The following is a 25,434-nucleotide window of genomic DNA, read 5'->3' on the forward strand; positions in this document are numbered from 1 at the left end:
CTTGGCTCGCGCTTCGCTGCGTTGCGAACAAGAACGAATGTAGGGCGGATTTGAGATTCTCGCTTGAACGGCCATCTTAGTCCGGCCCGATTGAAGCATATCGAACAAATGAACTAATGACGGATTCGTGGACCGCCGGTACAATCCCCTGGCAGCTGGCGGTGACCTGCAAGAACGTGACGTTTGGATGACTTGAGGTGCTGTGTGCGCGCTGGGCAAACGTCTCGAAGTGATAACGGCCACCTCAGTATGGGCGTAAAGAAATCGCCTATGTGAGATGCGTCACATCCCAGAATTTGCCCCCATTTTGACGCTCTGGATGTCGCGGAGGTGCCGATAAAAGGTCACCCGCTCCACCGTGCGGGGGCGTACCACCCCGTCGAGCTCGACGGTGATAGCGTCGCCACCGGACTGCAGCGCGCGGCCGGTGAGGACGCGCGAGGAATCCGTCTGACCGGGCGCAACGCCCGCGTTGCGGGTGAGTCCGCGGAGGAGGGGGAGGCGGTGCAACCGCTCGAGTTGCGCCGGTGAGCGCCTGGAGACAGGCCCGGTGGGGACCAGCGGAGTTGTCAGGGCGGCGGATGCAATTCCCGGGGCGCCGGGGGTAGGTACCAGGCGCGCGCCAAACTGCCCGTAGAAGCGCGCGGAGGGTTCGGAGCCGCTGCGGTAGAGGAGCCGCTCCGAGTCGACGACGATCTCGCCGACGTACTCGCTTGCGCCGTCGTCGTGGTAGATCGCGGCTGCCCCCGCGACCACTTCGCCGGTGTCGGTGCGCACGCACGGCGACGGCACGATGGGCCCAGAGGTGGCAAGGGAGATGAGAGCGTCGCGGTCGAGCCCGCTCAATCCCCACGCCACCGCTGCGGGCGAGGAGGGGTTGACGGGGAGGTAAGCGATCTCCGCCCATAGGTAGTCGCCACGCATCATCCGGGTGAGGACGGCGGCGAGCGCTTTGTCGGTGCCGGAGACGACGATGCGCAAGCGCTGGTCGGGCTGCTGCGGCGCAGGCGTCGGCTGGCCAAGGTGCGCGACGTTGGGGGAGGCCTGGATCTCCGCGAGCGACGGAGTGGGGTCTTCCGGCAGGACCTCCTTGGCCGCGGCGTCGAGGAAGCGCAGGTCCTTGCGCGTCGGCACCTCGGGGAGCTGGTGGTGCTCGGCACCGGGGATTGAAGTGGTGGTTGCGCACGCGCAATGGATCAGCCGCATAGGGGTCACGCTACAATAAGCGCGGATTACTGCCTATATAAGGAGTGAAAATGTCCGCCATCGTCATTGTGGGCGCCCAGTGGGGCGACGAGGGCAAGGGGAAGGCCACCGACATTCTCGGCGGCAAGGTTGACTACGTGGTCAAGCCAAACGGCGGCAATAACGCCGGACACACCGTCGTCGTTGGCGGCGAGAAGTACGAGCTGAAACTGCTGCCCGCCGGCGTGCTGAGCGAGAACGCCACCCCGATCCTTGGCAACGGCGTGGTGGTCAACCTCCAGGCGCTGTTTGAGGAGATCGACGGCTTGGAGGCCCGGGGCGCGAACGCCTCGCGCCTGCGTATTTCCGGCAACGCCCACATGGTTGCGCCGTACCATCAGACGCTGGACCGCGTGCAGGAGCGCTTCCTGGGCAAGCGTGCCATCGGCACCACTGGCCGCGGCATCGGCCCCACCTACGCCGACAAGGTGGCGCGCGTGGGCCTGCGCGTGCAGGACATCTTTGATGAGTCGATCCTGCGCCAGAAGATCGAGTCCGCGCTGGACGTGAAAAACCAGATGCTGGTGAAGATGTACAACCGCAAGGCCATCGAGGCGGACGAAATCTTCGAGTACTTCATGTCCTACGCCGAGCGCCTTAAGCCGATGGTGATTGACGCCGAGTACACCCTGAACAAGGCACTGGACGAGGGCAAGCACGTGCTCATGGAGGGCGGCCAGGCCACCATGCTGGACGTGGACCACGGCACGTACCCGTTTGTCACTTCCTCCAACCCCACTGCCGGCGGCGCGTGTGTGGGTGCGGGCATCGGCCCGACCAAGATCACGGCGTCGCTGGGCATTGTGAAGGCGTACACCACCCGCGTGGGTGCGGGCCCGTTCCCCACGGAGCTGTTTGACAAGTGGGGCGACTACCTGCAGGAAGTCGGCGGTGAGGTCGGCGTGAACACCGGCCGTAAGCGCCGTTGCGGCTGGTACGACTCGGTGGTGGCCCGCTATGCTGCCCGCGTCAACGGCTTCACGGACTTCTTCCTGACCAAGCTGGACGTGCTCACCGGCATCGGCGAGATCCCGATCTGCGTGGCCTACGACGTCGACGGTGAGCGTTTCGACGAGATGCCGCTGACCCAGTCCCAGTTCCACCACGCGGAGCCCATCTTCGAGACCATGCCCGCGTGGGACGAGGACATCACCGGCTGCACCACGTTCGACGAGCTGCCGCAGAAGGCGAAGGATTACGTGCTGCGCCTGGAGGAGCTCTCCGGTGCGCCGATGAGCTACATCGGTGTTGGCCCGGGCCGCGACCAGACGATCGTGCGCAACGACGTCATGGAGCGGTAACTCGTCACCGTTCCCCAGCGCGCCTGTTTGCCCAGGGCAGTGCCGGGACATAAAGTAGGCGCCTATGAATACGGCGAAGCGCTCGAAGGTGCTCATCCTTGGCACGTCCGCGGTGGAGGAGGAGCTTGCAACCTCTTTCCGCCGCTTAGGCTACGAGGTGCAGGTGGGCACGTTTGAGCAGGGCGCGCCGGGTGCGATGACCCCGGACATTACCGTGGCGGGGGAGGGCACGGACTTGACCAAGCTGCGTGAGCTGGTGGATACCTCGGGCTGCGAGCTGTTCCCCACGGTGGAGGCGTGCCGGATGACCCGCAACCGCGAGGGCGTGCGCCGCACCGCGGCCGAGGAGCTTGGCTTGCCGACGATGGCGTACAAGTTCGTCGACACCGTGGAAGAGCTCGAGGCGTGCGCGGAGCAGGTGGGCTACCCGCTGGTGGTCAAGCCGGGCCGTTCCACCGCCGGCGAAGGACAGTCCGTGGTGCGCGAGTCGAAGGAGCTGCGCGCCGCGTTTTCCAAGGCGCAGAGCGTTTCCGAATCGAAGTCGGGTGAGCGCGAGCCGGTAGCGGTGGAGCAGTACATCGACTTTGACTACGAGGTCACGATCCTCACCGTCCGCTCGATCGACCCGGCCACGGGCGCTATGGCCACGTGGTTCTGCGAGCCGATCGGTACCCGTCACGAGCACGGCAAGCTTGTAGAGACGTGGCAGCCGGCGGCGTTGTCCCAGGCCGCTGCCGACAACGCCCGCTCGATTGCAGCGCGTATCAGCGGTGCGATCGCAGGGCGTGGCGTGTACTCCATCGAGCTCTTTGTCGACGGCGACGAAGTCTACTTCTCCCAGGCCACGCCCCGCCCTGACGCGGATGGCCTGCTCACTCGGGGCACCCAGCGTGTGGACCAGTTCGATCTGCATGCGCGCGCGACCGCAGGTTTGCCTATCGACGTCACGCTCACCTCACCCGGCGCTGCCGCTTTCCTCCACGGTGTGAACCCCACCACCGAACAGATCGCGCAGGCGATGGCCGTCGACGAGGTGACGGTCGAGGTCCACGGAGACACCGTGATGGTGCTCGCCACCGCGGACACGATCGACGAGGCCCACGAGCGCGCCGCAGAGGCAGCGAAGCAGTTGATTGTGGAGCGGTAGCTCGCGCCGTTTTGAGGTGTTCCACGAGGAGCGGTGGCACTCAATTCCGGCGTTATCCCCCCCCCTAAATGGGGTAATCCAAATGGCTAAGTCAAAAATTCTTGTCAACATTTAAGTTCGACTAGTCTTCGAGTATTGAACGTTCGTGCAGAAAATGTGGTAATGCTACATCTGCGTGTCTATGGGGTCTGAGGTTGCCCGCTCCAGTGGGCAATAGTGACAATTAAGCTGGTGATATAGAGAGCGCCAAGGCCGGCTATATTTTTCTTTCTGGTGAACGAGAGGGTTTACACAGTCGAACAATACAGTAATGCTTGCTGAGCGGTTTGCTGAGTTTTTTTAGGGGTACTCGACCTTGGTAATAGCCGAAAGGGATCTTGCTCGTGGACCTTTGGTAAAGCCGTGTCCCTGCCTCAAAATGCAGCTCAGTGGTGAATGTTGCCCTTTTGTAGGTAATTGAACGTCCAAATAGTTGTACCTTAGAGCCTGGGCGTCCGGTGGGGCACGTTTAGACCTAGCGCGGGTGTTTTTTACTAGATTGACAGGTGTGAAAGTCTGCGTGGCGTTTTCCGCTGTCAGCTGACGCGGCCGTTTGGTCTACGCGCTCTCTGGCTTTCTCGTTGTTCAGAACATCTTCGTGGAAGGAAGATTTCATAGCATGAAGAAGCACAATGTTGCCCGCCGCCGCGGGACGTCGATCGCGGCAGCAGCACTTTCGCTTGCGCTTGTCGCTCCATTCGCGCAGCCGATCGCTGCACCGACTACCGTTCGGGTGGCTCAGGCTGCTGAAATTACCGACGCCGACGGTAACTACATTCCGGCGGATGCTGGGCGAATCAATGACAATGGACAATCAGAGGGCCTCCGATACGCTGGTCTCATTCCAGAGTTCGTGGACGCGCAGCAAAATAACCCGCAGTACGTCTTCCAAGTTCCTCATAGGCATACGGTTGATTGGAATGGTGGGAAAGCTCCCGAGGGGGACCTTGACACGAGCAGCCAGTTCATCCGTTTCCGCGACGAGAACCTCTACTCCCAGATCGACCGCATCGAATTGGTTGGTTACAATGGCGACCCACAGGGGTCATTTACCAAGCGTGACCCCAACGGCTCAGAGTGGGGCTTGAAGTTTGCTGATACCCCCAATTTCCCGGGCGCTGCAGGACGTGTGTACGCCTCGTATATTCAGATTTTCCTGAAGGACGGCAAGGCGATTTCCGAACTCGACTTGCCGAGTGAAGGTTCGCAGGTTGACTACTACTGGATCCGCGAAGATGGTCGAATTTTCAACACCTCCGTCCAGCACGTGAATATGATTGATCCGAAGCGGCTTGCTCAGGAAGCTGGTGTCCCTTCCAAAACCTTTGAAGGCGACAATGCGGACGTTTTCAAACGAGGTATAGCTAAGCAGCTGAAGTACGATCAGGACAACCGATCCATTAAGTCCACCACTACGGCATCGTTTATGGACGGCGGATATTCCGCAAACGGTTATTGGAACTGGATTTTTAACGAGAAGATCAGTCCCGATGTTGCTAAATACGTCACTGACGTGACGATCTACAAGTCTGACCAGGAAGGCAATCCACTTCAGGGTGCGACGAAGTGGAAGGTGGACTTCGATAAGGAAACTGGTTTCGCGACCACCGCCAATCGCCGTGAACTGTCCTATCTCCCACACGAGCCCGGAATTGACGCGGAAACTAAAGACGCTGTGTGGAGGGGTGTGAACAACACCTTCGGATTTGGTATGAATGCTTTCGGAAGCTATACGATCGAGTACCAGCTTGAAGAGGGCGCAGAGAATCTCGCCAACTCGCCGGACGGCAAGCGCATCGACACCATCTCCTGGATCTCGGTGGACTTTACGGATAAGTGGCCTAAGGCTTTCCCAGGCCCTAAAAAGGAAGACGGCGGTGCTGAGCCGACGCTGCTGAAGAACACACTGAAGTCCGACTTCCTTAACATCGCTGATTCCGACGGCGACGGTCTTACCGACGACTACGAGCGTGATCTCGGAACCGATTCCTCGAAGGCCGATACCGATGGCGACGGCGTACGCGATGATGTCGAGGTCCTTACCGATGACACCGATCCGGTAGACGCGAAGTCCTTCAAGCCCGCTGCTCCGCAGCCGGCTAAGAAGGAAGTTCCTCTCAAGCCCGAATCTTTGTCTGGCACCATTACCCGCGAGCAGGATAAGGACCTCCAAGGCAAGGACATCCCGCTGCTTGATGTCACCAATGCGGAAGCAGCGCCGGTCAAGATTGTCGCTGTGCCGACTAATAAGCTGAACGAAGATGCAGACGGCAACCTGAACTATGACGCTGAAGACGCTGTCGACGTTGCATCGCTTGACGACGTCGCAGCAATCCAGGAGGGCAAATTCAAATCAGGCGAGCTTACGCTTGAAAAGGACACGGAGTACACCATCGTGGCGGAGTCTCCGAATGGCGAGCGCACCAAGGGTGGCGCTTTCAAGGCAACCTCTGATGTTTCTGATAAGACTTCGGTTGATGTTTCTGGTGTGAAGCCGGTTGAGCCGACTGGTGACAAGCAGGGCACTGGTGTGAAGGTCACTAACTCGGGTGCGGACACCAAGGTTTCTGCGAAGGATGAGGACGGCAACAAGGTCCCGGCTGAGATTGATGGCAACGGTAACGTTGTTGTTACTCCGGGTGAGGGTGTTGATGGTCCGATTGAGGTGACGGTTGAGGATCCGGATCTGGATGGTGGCAAGGCCACCGTTGAGGTTCCGGTTAACGGTCACGAGAAGGACCGTGATGACAACGATACTGCGACGACGGCGGGCGATGATGCTGGGGCTAAGGCTGATGAGGCGACGCAGGACAAGCCGGGTGCTGGTGTGTCGACTGCGAACTCGGGTGGTGACACGACGGTTGCTGCGAGGGATGAGGACGGCGAGAATGTCCCGGCCGGGGTGGACGACAACGGTATCGTTGAGGTTACTCCGGGTGAGGGTGTTGATGGTCCGATTGAGGTGACGGTTGAGGATCCGGATCTGGATGGTGGCAAGGCCACCGTTGAGGTTCCGGTTAACGGTCACGAGAAGGACCGTGATGACAACGGTTCTGATAAGACTTCGGTTGATGTTTCTGGTGTGAAGCCGGTTGAGCCGACTGGTGACAAGCAGGGCACTGGTGTGAAGGTCACTAACTCGGGTGCGGACACCAAGGTTTCTGCGAAGGATGAGGACGGCAACAAGGTCCCGGCTGAGATTGATGGCAACGGTAACGTTGTTGTTACTCCGGGTGAGGGTGTTGATGGTCCGATTGAGGTGACGGTTGAGGATCCGGATCTGGATGGTGGCAAGGCCACCGTTGAGGTTCCGGTTAACGGTCACGAGAAGGACCGTGATGACAACGGTTCTGATAAGACTTCGGTTGATGTTTCTGGTGTGAAGCCGGTTGAGCCGACTGGTGACAAGCAGGGCACTGGTGTGAAGGGCACCAATCCGGGTAAGGACACGAAGGGGTCTGCGACCGATGAGGGTGGCAAGGAGCTTCCGGCGTCTATTTATTACAACGGCAATGTTGTTGTCACCCCGGGTGAGGATGGTGATGGTCCGATCACGGTGACGGTTGAGGATCCGGATCTGGATGGTGGCAAGGCCACCGTTGAGGTTCCGGTTAACGGTCACGAGAAGGACCGTGATGACAACGGTTCTGATAAGACTTCGGTTGATGTTTCTGGTGTGAAGCCGGTTGAGCCGACTGGTGACAAGCAGGGCACTGGTGTGAAGGTCACTAACTCGGGTGCGGACACCAAGGTTTCTGCGAAGGATGAGGACGGCAACAAGGTCCCGGCTGAGATTGATGGCAACGGTAACGTTGTTGTTACTCCGGGTGAGGGTGTTGATGGTCCGATTGAGGTGACGGTTGAGGATCCGGATCTGGATGGTGGCAAGGCCACCGTTGAGGTTCCGGTTAACGGTCACGAGAAGGACCGTGATGACAACGGTTCTGATAAGACTTCGGTTGATGTTTCTGGTGTGAAGCCGGTTGAGCCGACTGGTGACAAGCAGGGCACTGGTGTGAAGGTCACTAACTCGGGTGCGGACACCAAGGTTTCTGCGAAGGATGAGGACGGCAACAAGGTCCCGGCTGAGATTGATGGCAACGGTAACGTTGTTGTTACTCCGGGTGAGGGTGTTGATGGTCCGATTGAGGTGACGGTTGAGGATCCGGATCTGGATGGTGGCAAGGCCACCGTTGAGGTTCCGGTTAACGGTCACGAGAAGGACCGTGATGACAACGGTTCTGATAAGACTTCGGTTGATGTTTCTGGTGTGAAGCCGGTTGAGCCGACTGGTGACAAGCAGGGCACTGGTGTGAAGGTCACTAACTCGGGTGCGGACACCAAGGTTTCTGCGAAGGATGAGGACGGCAACAAGGTCCCGGCTGAGATTGATGGCAACGGTAACGTTGTTGTTACTCCGGGTGAGGGTGTTGATGGTCCGATTGAGGTGACGGTTGAGGATCCGGATCTGGATGGTGGCAAGGCCACCGTTGAGGTTCCGGTTAACGGTCACGAGAAGGACCGTGATGACAACGGTTCTGATAAGACTTCGGTTGATGTTTCTGGTGTGAAGCCGGTTGAGCCGACTGGTGACAAGCAGGGCACTGGTGTGAAGGTCACTAACTCGGGTGCGGACACCAAGGTTTCTGCGAAGGATGAGGACGGCAACAAGGTCCCGGCTGAGATTGATGGCAACGGTAACGTTGTTGTTACTCCGGGTGAGGGTGTTGATGGTCCGATTGAGGTGACGGTTGAGGATCCGGATCTGGATGGTGGCAAGGCCACCGTTGAGGTTCCGGTTAACGGTCACGAGAAGGACCGTGATGACAACGGTTCTGATAAGACTTCGGTTGATGTTTCTGGTGTGAAGCCGGTTGAGCCGACTGGTGACAAGCAGGGCACTGGTGTGAAGGTCACTAACTCGGGTGCGGACACCAAGGTTTCTGCGAAGGATGAGGACGGCAACAAGGTCCCGGCTGAGATTGATGGCAACGGTAACGTTGTTGTTACTCCGGGTGAGGGTGTTGATGGTCCGATTGAGGTGACGGTTGAGGATCCGGATCTGGATGGTGGCAAGGCCACCGTTGAGGTTCCGGTTAACGGTCACGAGAAGGACCGTGATGACAACGGTTCTGATAAGACTTCGGTTGATGTTTCTGGTGTGAAGCCGGTTGAGCCGACTGGTGACAAGCAGGGCACTGGTGTGAAGGTCACTAACTCGGGTGCGGACACCAAGGTTTCTGCGAAGGATGAGGACGGCAACAAGGTCCCGGCTGAGATTGATGGCAACGGTAACGTTGTTGTTACTCCGGGTGAGGGTGTTGATGGTCCGATTGAGGTGACGGTTGAGGATCCGGATCTGGATGGTGGCAAGGCCACCGTTGAGGTTCCGGTTAACGGTCACGAGAAGGACCGTGATGACAACGGTTCTGATAAGACTTCGGTTGATGTTTCTGGTGTGAAGCCGGTTGAGCCGACTGGTGACAAGCAGGGCACTGGTGTGAAGGTCACTAACTCGGGTGCGGACACCAAGGTTTCTGCGAAGGATGAGGACGGCAACAAGGTCCCGGCTGAGATTGATGGCAACGGTAACGTTGTTGTTACTCCGGGTGAGGGTGTTGATGGTCCGATTGAGGTGACGGTTGAGGATCCGGATCTGGATGGTGGCAAGGCCACCGTTGAGGTTCCGGTTAACGGTCACGAGAAGGACCGTGATGACAACGGTTCTGATAAGACTTCGGTTGATGTTTCTGGTGTGAAGCCGGTTGAGCCGACTGGTGACAAGCAGGGCACTGGTGTGAAGGTCACTAACTCGGGTGCGGACACCAAGGTTTCTGCGAAGGATGAGGACGGCAACAAGGTCCCGGCTGAGATTGATGGCAACGGTAACGTTGTTGTTACTCCGGGTGAGGGTGTTGATGGTCCGATTGAGGTGACGGTTGAGGATCCGGATCTGGATGGTGGCAAGGCCACCGTTGAGGTTCCGGTTAACGGTCACGAGAAGGACCGTGATGACAACGGTTCTGATAAGACTTCGGTTGATGTTTCTGGTGTGAAGCCGGTTGAGCCGACTGGTGACAAGCAGGGCACTGGTGTGAAGGTCACTAACTCGGGTGCGGACACCAAGGTTTCTGCGAAGGATGAGGACGGCAACAAGGTCCCGGCTGAGATTGATGGCAACGGTAACGTTGTTGTTACTCCGGGTGAGGGTGTTGATGGTCCGATTGAGGTGACGGTTGAGGATCCGGATCTGGATGGTGGCAAGGCCACCGTTGAGGTTCCGGTTAACGGTCACGAGAAGGACCGTGATGACAACGGTTCTGATAAGACTTCGGTTGATGTTTCTGGTGTGAAGCCGGTTGAGCCGACTGGTGACAAGCAGGGCACTGGTGTGAAGGTCACTAACTCGGGTGCGGACACCAAGGTTTCTGCGAAGGATGAGGACGGCAACAAGGTCCCGGCTGAGATTGATGGCAACGGTAACGTTGTTGTTACTCCGGGTGAGGGTGTTGATGGTCCGATTGAGGTGACGGTTGAGGATCCGGATCTGGATGGTGGCAAGGCCACCGTTGAGGTTCCGGTTAACGGTCACGAGAAGGACCGTGATGACAACGGTTCTGATAAGACTTCGGTTGATGTTTCTGGTGTGAAGCCGGTTGAGCCGACTGGTGACAAGCAGGGCACTGGTGTGAAGGTCACTAACTCGGGTGCGGACACCAAGGTTTCTGCGAAGGATGAGGACGGCAACAAGGTCCCGGCTGAGATTGATGGCAACGGTAACGTTGTTGTTACTCCGGGTGAGGGTGTTGATGGTCCGATTGAGGTGACGGTTGAGGATCCGGATCTGGATGGTGGCAAGGCCACCGTTGAGGTTCCGGTTAACGGTCACGAGAAGGACCGTGATGACAACGGTTCTGATAAGACTTCGGTTGATGTTTCTGGTGTGAAGCCGGTTGAGCCGACTGGTGACAAGCAGGGCACTGGTGTGAAGGTCACTAACTCGGGTGCGGACACCAAGGTTTCTGCGAAGGATGAGGACGGCAACAAGGTCCCGGCTGAGATTGATGGCAACGGTAACGTTGTTGTTACTCCGGGTGAGGGTGTTGATGGTCCGATTGAGGTGACGGTTGAGGATCCGGATCTGGATGGTGGCAAGGCCACCGTTGAGGTTCCGGTTAACGGTCACGAGAAGGACCGTGATGACAACGGTTCTGATAAGACTTCGGTTGATGTTTCTGGTGTGAAGCCGGTTGAGCCGACTGGTGACAAGCAGGGCACTGGTGTGAAGGTCACTAACTCGGGTGCGGACACCAAGGTTTCTGCGAAGGATGAGGACGGCAACAAGGTCCCGGCTGAGATTGATGGCAACGGTAACGTTGTTGTTACTCCGGGTGAGGGTGTTGATGGTCCGATTGAGGTGACGGTTGAGGATCCGGATCTGGATGGTGGCAAGGCCACCGTTGAGGTTCCGGTTAACGGTCACGAGAAGGACCGTGATGACAACGGTTCTGATAAGACTTCGGTTGATGTTTCTGGTGTGAAGCCGGTTGAGCCGACTGGTGACAAGCAGGGCACTGGTGTGAAGGTCACTAACTCGGGTGCGGACACCAAGGTTTCTGCGAAGGATGAGGACGGCAACAAGGTCCCGGCTGAGATTGATGGCAACGGTAACGTTGTTGTTACTCCGGGTGGAGTGTGTGGGTGGTCAGGTTGGGGTGGGGGTGGAGTATGATGGTTAATAGGGGGAAAGGGCACCTGTTGTGGTTCCGGTTAACGGTCACGAGAAGGACCGTGATGACAACGGTTCTGATAAGACTTCGGTTGATGTTTCTGGTGTGAAGCCGGTTGAGCCGACTGGTGACAAGCAGGGCACTGGTGTGAAGGTCACTAACTCGGGTGCGGACACCAAGGTTTCTGCGAAGGATGAGGACGGCAACAAGGTCCCGGCTGAGATTGATGGCAACGGTAACGTTGTTGTTACTCCGGGTGAGGGTGTTGATGGTCCGATTGAGGTGACGGTTGAGGATCCGGATCTGGATGGTGGCAAGGCCACCGTTGAGGTTCCGGTTGATGGCCACACCAAGGGTGAGGACGACAACAACAAGACGACCACGGCAAGCGTTGAGGATCCGTCTTACGGTGATGCTGCGAAGCAGGTCATGCCGGGTGAGTCCGTATCGACTGAGAAGCCGTTTGGTGACAAGCCGGTTCCGGACGGTACCAAGATCACGGTGAATGCTCCGGCCGGTGCGTCCGATTGGGAGTTCACTGCGGACGAGGACGGTACCGTGACTGCGCAGGCTCCGTCCAATGAGGATCTGGCGAAGCAGTTCGAGCAGCTTGGTGAGACTGGTTGGGACAAGCTGGTTGAGGCGCTGACTCCGGTTGCTGAGCCGAATGTTGGTGTTGACTTCGTGTACGCGGATGGGTCGAAGGACTCTGCTGATGCGAAGTTTGAGCTGGTTGGTAAGGATGGCAAGTCCATCCTGGACCCGAACGGTGACGCTGACGGCGACGGTGTTTCCAACAAGGATGAGGTCGATAAGGGTTCGAACCCGTTCGATGAGAAGTCCAAGCCGAAGGAGGATCCGGCTGAGGAGCCTTCTGGTGAGACGACTCCGCCGACTGTGGCTCCGAATGTCGATCTTCCGGATTGGGGCATCTCGGATGAGTCGGAGGAGATTACTCCTGGCGGTTCCGTGAACCTGCCGAACAGTGGTGGCGAGGTGCCGGCTGGTACCGCCGTTGAGGTCAAGGGTCCGGGCAAGGCTGAGCTTGATGGCAAGGGCAACCTGGTCATTACTGCCAATGATGATGCGAAGCCGGGTGAGAAGATCACGGTGACCATCAAGGATAAGGATGGCAAGGTCATCGATACCGTCACTACGACGGTTGAGGCGAAGGGTGGCGTAACCGACCCGACCGGTACTCCGGCCCCGCAGGAGCCGGCGATTGATAAGGGCAAGTGTGCGGCTTCTGCTGTGGGCTTCGGTCTGCCGCTGCTGGCGCTGATTCCGGTTGGTCTGGCAACGCAGATGTCTATCCCGGGTGTCTCCGAGTTCGTCGAGAACACCTCGAAGGAGATCGAGCGTGCGAATGCGCAGATCCAGCAGAACCTGGGTATGTTCAACCCGCAGACTGCGCAGGCACTGTCGCAGATGAATGAGGAGCTGCGTAAGGCAGGCTTCGACCTGGCCACCGTCGGCGCAGGCTTTGCAGTGATCGTCGCAGGCATCATTGCTGGCACGATCATCTACGACAATTGTGCTCCCGGTGGCCTTGGCGGCAGCTCCGTCAAGCTGGATGGCTCCTCTAAGTAGCCATCCCGAACGCGGATAACACCGCGTAAGCGCCGCGCCCGCTCTGCTCCCCGTACGGGGATCGGGGCGGGCGCTTTCGCGTTCCCTCACGCCTCGCGCGCAGTATAACTTGAACGCCCTCGCTAGTTTTCTGTGAGCCGTCCACCCGTTTCGGGGGTGCAAAATAGCTCATGAGCAAACTCTTAGTAAGAATTAATTGGCACTCAATCGCTCGAGAATCTTGTACGCTCGTGAAAACGATCTGGTATCGATACTGCTATCACTTCCATTGCCTGGGAAAATGGCCTTGATAAATGTTTTGCAAGTGCTCATCCCCGATTGTCTGTTCCTTCCTTGGGTGTCGGTCAGCACCAGCGCATCGGGTTCCGATACACAAAGGTACCGGCCTAACGCTCCCGTCGTGACTTCTTACGTATAGATCGAGTTTCATGGCTGTACTTCGCGTTTTCAACCATCCTTCATGCCTCAAAAGCTCGCAAACGCGCAGGCCAATGCCTATCGACGCCACGCCTTTCCAGTCGAACGCCCAATTTCCTTGTTTCTTATCAGGATTGGAGTGCGCTGAAAACGTTGCGGCGAGTGACAGGCGAGCGTCACTAGATTGACAAGTGTGAAAGTCGGCGTGGACGTCCCTGCTATCGCTTTAGGCAGGTGCTGACAGCCACGCACCTCCGGGCTTTCCCTTTTGTCCAGAACATCTTCGCGGAAGGAAGATTTCATCTTATGAAGAAGCACAACTTCTCCCGCCGTCGCGGGACTTCAATCGCGGCAGCTGCGTTGTCGGTGGCGCTGGTCGCTCCGTTCGCGCAGCCGATTGCGGCGCCGAATGCTGCAAATGTGGCGCAGGCAGCTCCGGGTCAGATCACTGACTCTGCAGGCAATTATCTGCCTGCAGATAATGGTCGTGTCTACGATGACGGCGCTAAGGATAATGTTCGCTACGTCGGTTTGGTGCCTGAATACGCTGATGCCCAGGCTAAAGGCACCGCGTTTGTGTTTAAGGTACCGCACTGGATTCAATCGGCAGCCTTCAAGGACAATTCCGACATTCCGGCAAGTGATCCGGACGCGAATGCGCAATATATCCGTTTTCGTGACGAGGAGCTGTACTCGAAGATTACTCGTGTTGAGCTCGTAGGCACGGAAGGTGATCCGCAGGGTACTTTCACTAAGCGTGATCCGAAGGGGTCAGAGTGGACCCTGTCTTTCCCAGATGCCAACCCGAACTTCCCTGGTGCACCAGGTGCGGCGTATGCCTCCTACATTCAGGTGTACTTGGAGAATGGTCAGCAGCTGACTGATCTCAATGCGCCCGAGAGTGGATTTGCTGCCGACTACTACTGGGTCCGCCATGATGGGCGAATCGCACGTAACTCGGTGCAAAACGCCGTGATGCTCAGCCCGGAAGAAGCAGCACAGAAATCTGGTGCGGCATCTGAAGCCTATGAAGGCGCAGGCGACGACAACCTGCCGTCGGGTGTGTCGAAGAACATTAACTATGATCAGGAGAACAATGTTCTGAAGTCGACGACGACAGCTCGCTTCGTACAGAACTACCTTCAGGGATCGTATGCCTGGTCCTGGTTGTTCAACGAGAAGCTGGATCCGAAGATTGCGCCGTATGTCAAGGAAGTGACTATCTACAATTCGGATGTAGATGGTAATAAGTCCGAGAATCGAAAGACGTTTACGGTCGGGTTTGACAAAGATACTGGTCTCGCGTCGTCCGCATCGAACCCTGAGATTTCGTGGGCTGAAGACGGGGCCGACATTACGTCTCAACGCTTCAATGAAGTTCGAGGGAACATCAATGATATTTTGTGGGGCACTCTTGGCCAGTCGCGGTCGTGGACGATGGAGTACAAACTTGATCCGGCGTTTATTGAGTTGACGAACCAGCCGGAGGGTGAGTACCTCGAGGCTCTGTCGTGGGTAGAAATCGACATGATCGACAAGTTTGTTGCTGGTGCGGGCGCTGGTGCAGACAACGGTGCGCCTTCGAAGCGTCTTAAGGGCTCTGTTGCTACTGATTACGTCAATGTTGTTGATACTGATGGTGATGGGTTGACGGATCAGTATGAGCGTGAGATTGGTACAGATTCGACGCAGGCTGATTCTGATGGTGATGGTGTGCCGGATGGTCAGGAGGTGTTGACTGATAAGACTGATCCGACGTTGCCGGGTTCGTATGCGCCGGCTGTGCCGACTGCTGCGCAGGATAAGGTCAATATCAATGATTCGGATATTGATGTTCGTGCGCTGCGTACCGAGTACACGGATCCGAAGACTGATCGTTTGATTGGTGTTTCGAACAATGGTGTTGCGCCGATGACGGTGTGGGTGTTGCCGACGTCGAAGTTGACGGAGGATGACAACGGTAAGGTCTCGTTTGATCAGGCTGATGCTGTTGGGCATAACTCGATGGGCGATCGCCGTGAGTACGAGAATGGTGCGTTGAACATTCCGAACCTTGATGGTTTGAAGGCTGGCGAGAATTACACGCTGGTTGCGATTTCGCCGAATGGTGAGACGACCAAGGGCTCGAACTTTACGGTGACGGATCAGGTGCTTGATAAGTCTGAGACGCCGACTATTGATCCGGTGACGACGAGTGATCGTACCGTGACGGTGAAGGCTCCGTCGGGCAGTGACGTTGCAGTGACGTTGCCGTCGGGTGCGGTGGTTGTTGCGTCGGAGGATAAGGATAATCCGGGCACGTTTACCGCTGCGGTCCCGAAGTCGAATCTTCCGCTGAGTGAAGGCGACAAGATCAAGGCTGTGGCGACTGAGTCTGGCAAGGAGCCGTCTGATCCTGTTGAGACGACGGTGACTGCGCCGACGGTGGCGGATTCCTACGGTGTGGATTATCCGAAGCTGCAGACGGTGGATGCAGACGGTAAGACTACCGTTTCGCCGACGCTGACCAAGAACGGTGAGCCGGTTGACACGCTGCCGGCTGATTCTGAGTTCAAGGCGGATACGGCGAATGCACCGCAGGGTACTGAGGTGTCCTTCGATGAGAATGGTAAGGCAACGATTTCGGTGCCGAAGCCTGCTGCGGATGCGCCGGCGCAGACTTTTGAGTTGCCGATCACCGCGACGGTTGATGGTAAGGAAATCAACGACACGATTGTGGTGCAGGTGCCGGCTGGTGAGCCGACTCCGGCTGCTGGTGATCTGGTTGTTGACAAGATCAAGGGCCAGGAGGCGTGGTCTGATGAGGCTATTGAGCCGATCCAGGTTTCCGCGAAGACTGCTGATGGTGAAGAGCTGACGGACCCGACGTACGCGTTGGAGAATGCCCCTGCTGGCATTGAGATCGATCCGGCAACTGGTGAGATTACTGGTACTCCGGCGTATGACACGGATGCCGCTGACATTGTGACTAAGGATGGCAATGCGGTCTTTAACGTCACGGTGAAGGTCACCGATGGTGACTCGACTGGGACCCGAACTTTCCCGCTGGTGGTCAAGGACGCTACCGCTGATACTGACGGTGATGGCCTGACGAATAAGGAAGAAGCTGAGAAGGGTACTGACCCGACGAAGGCTGATACTGACGGTGATGGGCTAACCGATAAGGAAGAGCTTGACGGCTCGAAGAACAACGGTGAGTCGACGGATCCGAACAATGCAGACACCGATGGCGATGGTGCATCCGATAAGGATGAGATTGATGCGGGCACTGACCCGAACGATCCGAACAGCAAGCCGGAGGACACTACAGATCCAGAGACGCCTGCTGATGATGCGGTCAAGCTTGACGAGTCTGGCAAGCAGGCCGTGAAGCCGACTGCTGATGAGCAGTCGACTGGTATCAAGGTTGAAAACAAGACCGATGAGACCACGGTGGCAGCCAAGGACGAGGATGGTGCGATCATCCCGGCGAAGCTGGATGACAATTGCAATGTTGTTGTCACGCCGGGTGAGGATGTTGATGGTCCGATCACGGTGACGGTTGATGATCCTTCGTTGGATGCGCCGTTGGTGACTGATGTTGATGTTGACGGCCACTCGCAGGGCGAGGACGATAACGACAATGGCATGCCGGGGAGCGACCCGACTGTGCCGGCGAAGACTTCGGTTGAGGGCGCAGACAATCCGAAGACGGTCAAGCCGACTGGTGAGTCGCAGGATACTGGTGTGAAGGTCACCAATCCGGGTAAGGACACGAAGGTGTCTGCGACCGATGAGGATGGCAAGGAGCTTCCGGCGTCTATTGATGACAACGGCAATGTTGTTGTCACCCCGGGTGAGGATGTTGATGGTCCGATCACGGTGACGGTTGAGGATCCGGATCTTGATGAGCCGGTGACTGCCGAGGTTCCGGTTGAGGGCCACAACAAGGGTGACAATGACAACGCGACGAGCGTTGATGGTGTTGATAATCCGAACACTGTGAAGCCGACTGATGAGTCGCAGCAGACTGGTGTGAAGGTGAATAAGCCTGATGCGGAGACGAAGGTCACCGCTTCTGATGAGGACGGCAATGAGGTTGCGGTCGAGGTTGATGAGGATGGCAACATCTCTGTCACCCCGGGCGAGGACGTTGATGGTCCGATCACGGTGACGGTTGAGGATCCGGATCTTGATGAGCCGGTGACTGCCGAGGTTCCGGTTGAGGGCCACACCAAGGGCCAGGATGACAATGGTGATGGCAAGCCTGCTGGTGAGTCTGATGGCAAGACCACGGTTGAGGTCCCGGAAAACCCGAAGACGGTCCAGGCGACTGATGAGAAGCAGTCGACTGGTGTGAAGGTCACCAACCCGGGTGAGGACACCACGGTGTCTGCTACCGATGAGGATGGCAAGGACATCCCGGTCGAGATTGATCCGGAAACCGGTGATGTTGTGGTCACTCCGGGTGAGGATGTTGATGGTCCGATTACGGTGACCATTGAGGATCCGGATCTGGATGGTGGTAAGACCACCGTTGAGGTTCCGGTTAAGGGCCACACCAAGGGCGAAAACGACAACGACAAGACCACCACGGCAAGCGTTGAGGATCCGTCCTACGGCGATGCCGCGAAGCAGGTTAAGCCGAATGAGTCTGTGACGACTGAGAAGCCGTTTGGTGACAAGCCGGTTCCGGACGGCACCAAGATCACGGTGAATGCTCCGGCCGGCGCGACCGATTGGGAGTTCACTGCGGACGAGGACGGCACCGTGACTGCGCAGGCTCCGTCCAACGAGGATCTGGCGAATCAGTTCGAGCAGCTTGGTCAGACTGATTGGGACAAGCTGGTTGAGGCGCTGACTCCGGTTGCTGAGCCGAATGTGGGCGTTGACTTCGAGTACGAGGATGGGTCGACAGACTCCGCTGATGCGAAGTTTGAGCTGGTTGGTAAGGATGGCAAGTCCATCCTGGACCCGAACGGTGACGCTGACGGCGACGGTGTTTCCAACAAGGATGAGGCTGATAAGGGCTCGAACCCGTTTGATGAGACGTCTAAGCCGAAGGATGGCTCTGGTGAGCCGTCGACGCCGGTTGAGAATCCGGATTGGGAGACCGACGGTAAGACTGACGCCGTTGTTCCGGGCGGTTCCGTGACTGTTCCGAACACGGGTGGCGAGGTGCCGGCTGGTACCACCGTTGAGGTCAAGGGTCCGGGCAAGGCTGAGCTTGATGGCAAGGGCAACCTGGTCATTACTGCCAATGATGATGCGAAGCCGGGTGAGAAGATCACGGTGACCATCAAGGATAAGGATGGCAAGGTCATCGATACCGTCACTACGACGGTTGAGGCGAAGGGTGGCGTAACCGACCCGACTACCACGACGCCGGCCCCGCAGGCGCCGGCGATTGATAAGGGTAAGTGTGCGGCTTCTGCTGTGGGCTTTGGTCTGCCGCTGCTGGCGCTGATTCCGGTTGGTCTGGCAACGCAGATGTCTATCCCGGGTGTCTCCGAGTTCGTCGAGAACACCTCGAAGGAGATCGAGCGTGCGAATGCGCAGATTCAGCAGAATCTGGGTATGTTCAACCCGCAGACTGCGCAGGCGCTGTCTCAGATGAATGAGCAGCTGCGTAAGGCAGGCTTCGACCTGGCCACTGTCGGTGCTGGTATCGCGGTGATTGCTGCTGGCATCATTGCTGGCACGATCATTTACGACAACTGTGCTCCTGGTGGTCTTGGTGGTAGCTCCGTCAAGCTGGATGGTTCCTCGAAGTAGCCATTCCGAACGCGTGTAACACCGCGTAAGCACCGCACCGGCGCAACGCCCCCACGAGTAGGGGTGTTGCGCCGGTGCTTTTGCGTCTGCAAGGGAGGGGGAGTGCTCGCAACCACACTCAAACGCGGGTAGCTCGGGGCCAACTAGTCTTACCTTTACCGGTACAATGGATCGCGTTTACTGGCATCTCGAACCAGGCCGTGAAACGCCTGGACACGAAAGGCGGAACCCATGGCTCAAGGCCACTCCCTGCTTCTTACCGCGGCCAACTGCACGCTGGACGACGTCGACGTTGACGCGCTCGCGGCTCAGTTGAATGTGCGCCCCGCGCGCGTCGAGGGCGAGACCCTCGCCGAGGCGTACGCGCAGGAGCTGCTCGCGGACGGCGACGCGCTCATCCTGGGTAGCGGCGACTACACCTTCGACGCGGAGGTCGCCGCAGCGTACGGTGTGCCGGTCGTGCTGGTCACCCCGACGCCGGAGAAGACCGGGCACGTTGAGGTTGTGCTGGGTGAGAAGGGGGCGGTGCTCGCGGGCGTCGTGAAGCAAGGAGCCCTTGACGCGGACTCCCTGAAGGTGGACGCGGCGGCTGAGCCCGTGATGAGCGCCGAGGTGTTTGAGTCTTGGCTGATTGGTCGCGCAAAGGAGAAGCAGGCGCACATCGTGCTGCCCGAGGGCGACGATGACCGCATCCTGCAGGCCGCGCACCAGCTGCTGGCCAAGGATGTGGCGAAGCTGACCATCCTGGGTGACCCGGCGGACATTGAGCGCCGCGCAAACGAGCAGGGCCTGGACCTGTCCAAGGCGCAGGTGATCAACCACCTCGAGTCCGAGCTGCGCGAGGAATTCGCGGCTGATTTTGCGGAGCTGCGCAAGAAGAAGGGCATCACGCTCGAGCAGGCTCGGGAGACGATGGAGGACATCTCTTACTTCGCCACGATGATGGTGCACAAGGGCATGGCGGACGGCATGGTTTCCGGTGCCGCGCACACCACGGCGCACACCATTAAGCCGTCCTTCCAGATCATCAAGACCGCACCGGGCGCATCCGTGGTCTCCTCCATCTTCCTGATGGTCATGCGTGGCCGCCTTTGGGCATTCGGCGACTGCGCCGTGAACCCGAACCCGACCGCGGAGCAGATTGGCGAGATCGCCGCGGTCTCCGCGAAGACTGCTTCGCAGTTTGGCATCGACCCGAAGGTCGCGCTGCTGTCCTACTCCACCGGCACCTCCGGCTCGGGCCCGGACGTGGACCGCGCCGTCGCCGCGCTCGAGGCTGCCAAGGCAGCGGACGCGGACCTGGTCGTGGACGGCCCGCTGCAGTTCGACGCAGCGTGCGACCCAGGCGTGGGCAAGAAGAAGGCGCCGGACTCCCCGGTCGCGGGCCAGGCAAACGTGTTCATCTTCCCCGACCTGGAGGCGGGCAACGCGGGTTACAAGATCGCGCAGCGCACCGGCGGCGCCCTGGCCGTCGGCCCCGTGCTGCAGGGTCTGAACAAGCCGGTCAACGACCTGTCCCGCGGCGCGACCGTGCCGGACATTGTCAACACCGTCGCAATCACCGCTATCCAGGCAGGAGCAAAGTAAATGGCATACGCACTGGTTATTAACTCTGGCTCGTCCTCCATCAAGTTCCAGGTCGTGGACCCGGAATCCAGCGCCTCGGACGACCCGTTCGTGTCCGGCCTGGTCGAGCAGATCGGCGAGCCGCAGGGCCGCATCACCATCAAGCACAACGGCCAGAAGTACGTGGTGCAGCGCGCCATCCCCAACCACAAGGTGGGCCTGGAAGAGAGCTTCGGCCTGCTGGAGAAGAAGGGCATCGGCCCGACCCAGATTGACATCCGGGCTGTCGGCCACCGTGTTGTCCACGGCGGCATGGTCTTCTCCCAGCCGGAGCTGATCGTGGACCAGGTCGTGGAGATGATCCGAGACCTCATCCCGCTCGCCCCGCTGCACAACCCCGCGAATATCGACGGCATCGAGGTCGCCCGCGAGCTGCTGCCGGACATCCCGCACGTGGCCGTGTTTGATACCGGCTTCTTCCGCAACCTGCCGCCGGCCGCCGCGCTGTACGCCATCAACGCGGAGATTGCAGAGAGGAACCAGATCCGCCGCTACGGCTTCCACGGCACCTCGCACGAGTTCGTTTCCGAGCAGGTTCCCGCCCTGATCGAGCGCGACCCGCTGCACACCCGCCAGATCGTCCTGCACCTGGGCAACGGCGCGTCCTGCTCCGCAGTGGAGAACGGCCACGCGATCGACACGTCGATGGGCCTTACCCCGCTGGCCGGCCTGGTCATGGGCACCCGCTCCGGCGACATCGACCCGGGCATCATCTTCCACCTGGTCCGCCAGGGCAACATGAGCATCGATGAGATTGACAACCTGCTCAACCGCCAGTCCGGTGTGAAGGGCCTGTCGGGCGTGAACGACTTCCGCGAGCTGCGCACGATGATCGACGAGGAGAACGGCGACGCCTGGCTGGCGTACAACGTGTATATCCACCAGCTGCGCCGCTACATCGGCTCCTACATGATCGCCCTCGGCCGCGTCGACGCGATCACGTTCACCGCCGGCGTGGGCGAGAACGACCAGCACGTCCGCATGGACGCCCTGGACAACATGGAGATGTACGGCATCAAGGTCGACCCGGAGCGCAACGCGCAGCCTAACGACGGCCCGCGCATCATCTCTACCGACGACTCCAAGGTGAAGGTCCTGGTGGTCCCCACCAACGAGGAGCTGGCGATCGCGCAGAAGGCATCCGCGATTGCGAAGCAGATGGCGTAAATCGCCCCTCCACTGAAGCCGCGGCCCCGTGTTGGGTCGCGGCTTCTTGCATCGCAAAACCCTGCCGGTAAAGTAAAGGGCACGTAGGCTTTTCCTGGAACATCCATAACGTTTTCCAGGAAAGCGGTCGGTCCCCGCCGTGCGCGGGCAAACACAGGAGGAGCGGCCATGGGCACGCACAGCTCGTCACGTCGTCGGGGCGCCTCGCTCGCCGCGTGCGCATTCGGACTCACACTCGCGCTCTCGGGCGTCCAACCCATCGCCGCGCAGCACACACTCCCCGTCGCCCACGCTGCGCCCCGCACGACCGTGCACTGGGACACGCTGCGTCCCGCATTCGGCGAGTCCGCCACCGCACCCGCCTCCGTGCGCGCACTCGGCCTGTTCGGCCGCCCGGCCGAGCCCACATCCTGGGCACTCAGCGAGGGGTTCGAGGCCCCCGAGGGCTGGAGCATTGAGCTTGACGACGCCGGCGCGATCACCGTCCAACCACCCACCCCATTCACCGAGGGCGCGACCGACGAGTTCGACGTCCCCGTCCAGGTGACGTTTGCGGACGGCACCTCCGGCGGATTTTCCGCACACGTGGAATTGGCCGACGAGCCCTACCTCATCGCCCCCGGCGACAAGACCTACTGGTCCGGACGCCTCATCCTGCCCCTCTACCTGCGAGCGGTGAACGTGCCGCTCGGCTCCAAGCTGGTGCTCGACGGGCTTCCCGACGGTCTGTGGACCACCATCCAGGCCCCCGGCCTCAAGCGCAGCCAGTACTTCTACGTCAACGGCCGCCCGGAGGGCACGGGCGAGTACCCGGTGACCCTGCGCGTGGTCGACCTCCACGGCGAGCCGGTGGAAAACGCCGCCGGCCCGCTGGAAACCGAGTTCACCATCACCTTCCGCGACCCGGCCGACCTGGAGCCGATTGAAGCTGAGTTGGCCGATGCACCGGCCGAACCGGTTGCCGCGGGCGATCCCATCCGCATCCCCGTCTCCACCGACAACGCCGCATCCGTCGAAGTCTCCGGCCTGCCTGACGGCGTGGAGTTCAACGGCGAGGACAGCGTCATCGAAGGCACCCCGGAGGAGCCGGGCACCTCGAGCGTGACCGTCGACCTGATCACGGAAGAAGGCGAGCGGCTCGTCGACACCTTCGACCTGGTCGTGGAGGGGGAGACGAGTGCGGAAAATTCCGCACAGGCGGAATCCTCTGCGCCGGAGTCTGCGGAGCCGACCGCCAAAAATTCCGCACAGGCGGAAGAATCTGCGGAGCCCAGCGCGACGACTGCTGGGGTGACGACTGCGGAAAGTTCCGCACAGACGGAAACTTCTGCGCCGGAGTCTGCGGAGCCGACCGCCAAAAATTCCGCACAGGCGGAAGAATCTGCGGAGCCCAGCGCGACGACTACTGGGGTGACGAGTGCGGAAAGTTCCGCACAGGCGGAAGAATCTGCGGAGCCCACCGTGACGACTGCCGGGGAGACTGGTGCGGAAGATTCCGCACAGGCGGAATCTTCGACGCCGGAGTCTGCGGAACCGACTGCAAAAACTTCCGCACAGGCGGAAACTTCTGCGCCAGAGTCCGCCAAACCGACGACCAAAAAATCCGCACAGGCGGAAGAATCCGCGGAGCCCAGCGCGACGACTGCCGGGGTGACGAGTGCGGAAAATTCCGCACAGGCGGAAAAGCCCACCGCCCCCGTCGACCCCGCGGGCCCGGAGGAGATCGACCAGTTCGAGTGGGACGAGTTCACCGTCGCCGCCGGCGCGGAAAACGCGGTCGATCCGGTGCGCAGCGAGCGATCCGCCGTGGTCACCGCGGAGGCAGGCGCCCCGGACTGGGTGACCGTCTTCCGCGGCGGCCAGGTGTACGCGAGCCCGTCGCGCGACGTTGCGCCCGGCGAGTACCCGGTGCGGGTGCGCACGAGCAACGGGGAGGCGGACACCATCCATGTCCGGGTTGTGGAGGCGGCGAACGACGCCGAGCGCTACACGCCCACCTACGCCGTTGCCTACGCCCGCGCCGGTGGCAGTGTGCAGTCGCTGCCGCCGCGAGCCACCTTTACGGTCCGCTCCTCCGAATTTGATAACCAGCCGTTGCCGGAGGGGACGAGGTTTGAGGTTGAGGGGGATGGGGTGAGCGTCGATAGGCATGGTGCAATTACGTACGCTCCGCCGCTGGACGCGCAGGTGGGCAAGGCGAAGCTGGTGCCCGTGAAGGTGGTGTACCCCGACGGGTCGAGCGAGGGGACCGTGGCGCGCTTCGAGGTGCTCAAGGCGCGCGACGCGGAGATGTACACCCCTGCCTACCAGGCGGAACGCGCGGCGGGTGCGGGGGAGACCGCCATCGTGGCGCAGACCGCGCGGGACCTGCCGGCGGAGACGGAGTTCAGCCTGGACCCCGCCGCGGACCTGCACGGGTGGGACGTGCGCGTGGACGCGCGGACCGGCCGCGTCGAGGCCACCGCTCCCGAGGCGCCGGCTGACCTGGACGTGAACGTGCATGTGTCGTACGCGGACGGGTCGGAGGAGACCGTGCCCGTGCACGTCGCGGCGCGGCGCACCGCCTCGATGGCGCAGGCCACGGAGCTGCGTTACGACGACGCCTACGCGGCCGCCGACGGCACCATCACCATCGCCCCGCGCGGCGCGGTGCCAGAGGGCGTGGATCGCGGCGCTGCGGGCGCGGCGCCGCCCCCGGCGGCCACGCCCCACGACCGACCGCACCACCAGCCACCTGGACGCGCCGCTCGTGCTTTTCGGCATCGCGATGGTCCTGGAGATCGGGCCCGGAGTTCCGCTGCATGCGCCCCACCCGCGCCGACTCCGCGACCGGCGCGCTCACCGTCGCCGCCCCGAAGGGCGCGAACGCGGGCGACGGCGCCGAGGTCCCGGTCGTGGTGACGTTCCCGGATGGCTCGCAGCGTCTCGTGGCGGTCCGCGCGACCGCGGTCGATGCGATGGCGGGCGCGCAGCCCACCGAGTACGGCGCCGCGGAGGTCCGCCCCGGCGACTCCGTGACGGGCAGCCCCGCGTTCGAGGCAGCACAGTTCTCCCTGGTTGAGAAGGTCGAGGGGCTCTCCACGCGTATCGACGCCACGTCAGGCGCCCTCACCGCCACCGCCACCAACGACGCGACCCCGGGCCCGCGCCGCGTCCCGGTGCGCGTGACCTTCGCCGACTCCACGCAGGCCACGGCTTACGCCACCGTCACGGTGCTTCCGGCGGACGTGACGGCGCAGGCGCAAGCCCAGGGCGAGGGTGCTTCCGCGGTTGGGAAGCTCGTCGCGCTTGCGCTGGGTATCCTCGCCAGCACGGGTGCTGTCGGGTTCGGCCTGTACGAGAACCGCGAGTTCTTCCGCACCTTCCTGGCCTTCCCACTCCGCTAGACCGCCGCTCCGGCTTCCGCACAGAAAGGGGA

10 protein-coding genes are annotated in these 25,434 nt (G+C 60.2%); 9 read left to right on the forward strand and 1 reads right to left on the reverse strand.

Features of this window, described 5'->3' with window-relative positions; translation table 11 throughout:
- Positions 1-282: 282 nt before the first annotated feature.
- The gene (locus tag CKJ84_RS08630; RefSeq protein ID WP_095546667.1) at positions 283-1,206 is read right to left on the reverse strand and encodes a hypothetical protein; all 924 of its coding nucleotides are present in this window, start codon (positions 1,204-1,206) and stop codon (positions 283-285) included.
- Between the two features lie 50 nt (positions 1,207-1,256).
- On the opposite strand from CKJ84_RS08630, the gene CKJ84_RS08635 reads away from it, so the two are divergent.
- The 9 genes from CKJ84_RS08635 to CKJ84_RS08675 all read left to right on the forward strand — a co-directional run bounded on the left by CKJ84_RS08635 (position 1,257) and on the right by CKJ84_RS08675 (position 25,402).
- Positions 1,257-2,546 (forward strand): adenylosuccinate synthase, encoded by a 1,290-nt coding sequence (locus CKJ84_RS08635; protein ID WP_095537527.1) that lies wholly within the window; start codon positions 1,257-1,259, stop codon positions 2,544-2,546.
- Positions 2,547-2,610: 64 nt separating this feature from the next.
- The gene (locus CKJ84_RS08640; protein ID WP_095546668.1) at positions 2,611-3,693 is read left to right on the forward strand and encodes an ATP-grasp domain-containing protein; all 1,083 of its coding nucleotides are present in this window, start codon (positions 2,611-2,613) and stop codon (positions 3,691-3,693) included.
- Between the two features lie 658 nt (positions 3,694-4,351).
- The gene (locus CKJ84_RS08645) at positions 4,352-11,464 is read left to right on the forward strand and encodes a hypothetical protein (protein ID WP_143340347.1); all 7,113 of its coding nucleotides are present in this window, start codon (positions 4,352-4,354) and stop codon (positions 11,462-11,464) included.
- Positions 11,465-11,492: 28 nt separating this feature from the next.
- The gene (locus CKJ84_RS08650; protein WP_095546670.1) at positions 11,493-13,052 is read left to right on the forward strand and encodes a hypothetical protein; all 1,560 of its coding nucleotides are present in this window, start codon (positions 11,493-11,495) and stop codon (positions 13,050-13,052) included.
- Between the two features lie 723 nt (positions 13,053-13,775).
- Positions 13,776-19,223 (forward strand): putative Ig domain-containing protein, encoded by a 5,448-nt coding sequence (locus CKJ84_RS08655; protein WP_095546671.1) that lies wholly within the window; start codon positions 13,776-13,778, stop codon positions 19,221-19,223.
- 231 nt (positions 19,224-19,454) lie between these two features.
- The gene (gene pta / locus CKJ84_RS08660; RefSeq protein WP_095546672.1) at positions 19,455-20,810 is read left to right on the forward strand and encodes a phosphate acetyltransferase; all 1,356 of its coding nucleotides are present in this window, start codon (positions 19,455-19,457) and stop codon (positions 20,808-20,810) included.
- The gene (locus tag CKJ84_RS08665) at positions 20,811-22,016 is read left to right on the forward strand and encodes an acetate kinase (RefSeq protein WP_095546673.1); all 1,206 of its coding nucleotides are present in this window, start codon (positions 20,811-20,813) and stop codon (positions 22,014-22,016) included. It abuts the gene before it with no gap.
- Between the two features lie 168 nt (positions 22,017-22,184).
- On the forward strand, positions 22,185-24,917 hold the full coding sequence (locus CKJ84_RS08670) for a YPDG domain-containing protein (protein ID WP_095546674.1): 2,733 nt from the start codon (positions 22,185-22,187) through the stop codon (positions 24,915-24,917).
- Complete coding sequence (locus CKJ84_RS08675) at positions 24,818-25,402, forward strand: Rib/alpha-like domain-containing protein (RefSeq protein ID WP_095546675.1); 585 nt, start codon at positions 24,818-24,820, stop codon at positions 25,400-25,402. Before CKJ84_RS08670 ends, CKJ84_RS08675 begins: the two co-directional genes overlap by 100 nt.
- Positions 25,403-25,434 lie beyond the last annotated feature (32 nt).

Source organism: Corynebacterium sp. NML 120412 (genome assembly GCF_002285155.1).
Classification (GTDB): domain Bacteria; phylum Actinomycetota; class Actinomycetes; order Mycobacteriales; family Mycobacteriaceae; genus Corynebacterium; species Corynebacterium gottingense.

Bases quoted from the DNA above. Each gene is read 5' to 3' on its own strand.
- CKJ84_RS08630 (WP_095546667.1), bottom strand. From the start codon at position 1,206: ATGCGGCTGATCCATTGCGCGTGCGCAACCACCACTTCAATCCCCGGT.
- CKJ84_RS08635 (WP_095537527.1), top strand. From the start codon at position 1,257: ATGTCCGCCATCGTCATTGTGGGCGCCCAGTGGGGCGACGAGGGCAAG.
- CKJ84_RS08640 (WP_095546668.1), top strand. From the start codon at position 2,611: ATGAATACGGCGAAGCGCTCGAAGGTGCTCATCCTTGGCACGTCCGCG.
- CKJ84_RS08645 (WP_143340347.1), top strand. From the start codon at position 4,352: ATGAAGAAGCACAATGTTGCCCGCCGCCGCGGGACGTCGATCGCGGCA.
- CKJ84_RS08655 (WP_095546671.1), top strand. From the start codon at position 13,776: ATGAAGAAGCACAACTTCTCCCGCCGTCGCGGGACTTCAATCGCGGCA.
- pta (WP_095546672.1), top strand. From the start codon at position 19,455: ATGGCTCAAGGCCACTCCCTGCTTCTTACCGCGGCCAACTGCACGCTG.
- CKJ84_RS08665 (WP_095546673.1), top strand. From the start codon at position 20,811: ATGGCATACGCACTGGTTATTAACTCTGGCTCGTCCTCCATCAAGTTC.
- CKJ84_RS08670 (WP_095546674.1), top strand. From the start codon at position 22,185: ATGGGCACGCACAGCTCGTCACGTCGTCGGGGCGCCTCGCTCGCCGCG.
- CKJ84_RS08675 (WP_095546675.1), top strand. From the start codon at position 24,818: ATGCGCCCCACCCGCGCCGACTCCGCGACCGGCGCGCTCACCGTCGCC.